Origin of the sequence: Microbacterium sp. H6 (assembly GCF_003314775.1) — a bacterium.
GTDB classification, from domain to species: domain Bacteria; phylum Actinomycetota; class Actinomycetes; order Actinomycetales; family Microbacteriaceae; genus Microbacterium; species Microbacterium oxydans.
The window spans coordinates 1-2,245 of record NZ_QOAY01000022.1 but is presented as its reverse complement, the minus strand read 5'-3'; the positions used below and the strand labels follow the sequence as shown (position 1 = coordinate 2,245).

Sequence of the window (2,245 nt, the reverse complement as noted above, 5' to 3'; positions counted from 1 at the left end):
TCCACCGCCGTGCTGGTGCTCGTCGCCGGGGGGCTGCCCGCGGGATCGCGCGACCTGATCGGAGCGCGCGAGCGCGTGCGCGATGCCATCGGCGTGCTGGCCCCCGAGGCGAAGGCGGCGGGTGTGACGCTCGCGATCGAGCCGCTGCACCCGATGTACGCCTCCGATCGCGCCGTCGTCTCGACGCTCGGTCAGGCGCTCGACATCGCGGGCGACTTCGAGCCCGATGTGGTGGGCGCGGCCGTCGACACGTTCCACATCTGGTGGGATCCGCAGGTGCTCGAGCAGATCGCGCGCGCCGGCCGGGAGGGACGCATCGCCACGTACCAGGTGTGCGACTGGAAGACGCCCCTCGCGGACGATGTGCTGCTCTCACGGCACTACACCGGCGACGGGGTGATCGACTTCGCCTCGCTCACGCGCGCCGTGATCGCGAGCGGATACGACCGTGACATCGAGGTCGAGATCTTCAACGCCGACATCTGGGCGGACGCTCCGGATCACGTCGTACGGCGGACTGCCGAGACGTTCGCCGAAGCCGTCTCCCCGTACCTGAGGTGAGGATGTCCGGTCGCCGGCGCCGCGTCGTCCCTCGCGGTGATGCTGAGGCGGGACCGTGGCAAGTAGGATCTGGGTCATGACCAAGCCCGCAACGTCCGCGGAGCGGCCAGCGCGGTCTCCGCGTCATGTGCGAGGGCCCGCCCCCACCCTGCACGACGTCGCACGCGAGGCGGGGGTCTCGCTCGCGACCGCATCGCGCGTGCTGAACGGCTCCGAGCGGAAGGTCGCCGAGTCGTTCCGGGAACGGGTGGAGTCCGCGGCCGGGAAGCTGGGGTACACCGCCAACGTCTCGGCCCAGTCGATCGCGAAGGGCACGTCGCCGGTCATCGCCCTGCTCGTCGCCGACATCGCCGACCCCTATTTCGGACAGATCGCGTCAGGCGTCGCCAGGGGAGCGGACGAGGAGGGGCTGGTCGTGACGATCGCGATCACCGAGAGGGACCAGGCGCGGGAGGCGCGGATCGTGCGCGCCCTGCGCGGGCAGCGGCCCCGAGGCCTGATCCTGGCCGCCTCTCGCACACAGGAGGCCACAGAGGCCGAGACCGCGCACGAGCTCGCGGAGTTCGTGAGGCAGGGCGGCCGCGTCGTGGCGTTCGGACCAGACGGCGAGGGAGAGCGTCACATCGAGATCGACAACCGCTCCGGTGCGGAGGCGTTGGGTCGTCTGATGGCAGAGCGCGGATACCGCCGTGCCATCGTTCTCGGCGCGGCGGACGGGGTGCGCACATCGGATGATCGTCTCGTCGGCTTCCGCGCGGGTTTCGAGCAGGCGGGTGGCGTCGTCGAGAGCGTGCATCGTGGCGACTTCCGCCGGGAGTCCGGGGCTGCCGGGATGAGGGCGGCCCTCGACCGCGGAGTGGAGGCCGGCACCCTCGTGTTCGCGATCAGCGACGTGGTGGCGCTCGGGGCGATGTCCGCGATCCGTGACGCGGGGCGCGAGATCGGCACCGACATCGCGGTCTGCGGTTTCGACGATGTCCCCGCGAGCAGCGATGTCTCCCCGGCACTGACGACGGTGCGCGTGCCGTTGAGCGACGTCGGGTACCAGGCCTTCCGCGCGACGGTCGACGTCGAGTGGGTGCAGGCCCCGTTGCCGCTCGAGGTCATCGTGCGTGCCAGCACTCCGATGGTCGGCTCGTGACCAGGGTCGTGCTGGCCCCCGACAGCTTCAAGGGCACGGTCGCCGCGGTGGAGGCGGCCGTCGCGCTCGCGGAGGGCTGGGCATCGGTCGAACCCGAGGCTGAGTTCGTGCATCGACCGATGGCAGACGGTGGTGAGGGGACCGTTGCGGCTTTCGAAGCGGCGGTGCCAGGCGCGGTGCGGATGCCCCTCGCGGTCGACGGGCCTGCCGGGGTGCGGGTCGACACCTTCTGGCTGCTGCTGCCGCCGACGGTCGACGCCCCCGACGGCACAGGTGTGATCGACCTCGCCTCGACCTCGGGCATCGAGCTGCTGCAGGAGCTGCGTCCCTGGGATGCGGATACGACCGGCCTCGGCCAGGCCCTGGCCGCAGCCATCGATCATGGTGTCTCACGCCTCGTCGTCGGCATCGGCTCCAGCGCGTCCACCGATGGAGGCACCGGGATGCTCTCGGCCCTCGGCGCGCGGTTCCTCGATGCCACCGGCGTTCCGGTCGCTCGCGGCGCGCGTGGCCTCGCAGACATCGCGTCCGTCGATCTCACCG

Annotated in this window: 3 protein-coding genes; all 3 read left to right on the top strand. The window is 71.4% G+C overall.

Annotated elements, in window-relative coordinates; genetic code table 11:
* A partial coding sequence (locus tag DSP71_RS01110) for a sugar phosphate isomerase/epimerase (protein WP_147251151.1) occupies positions 1 to 561 on the top strand: 561 nt, incomplete at its 5' end.
* Between the two features lie 76 nt (positions 562 to 637).
* Positions 638 to 1,702 (top strand): LacI family DNA-binding transcriptional regulator, encoded by a 1,065-nt coding sequence (locus DSP71_RS01105; protein WP_058632968.1) that lies wholly within the window; start codon positions 638 to 640, stop codon positions 1,700 to 1,702.
* The coding region (locus DSP71_RS01100; protein ID WP_147251150.1) for a glycerate kinase at positions 1,699 to 2,245 on the top strand (547 nt) is incomplete at its 3' end. The genes DSP71_RS01105 and DSP71_RS01100, both read left to right, overlap by 4 nt.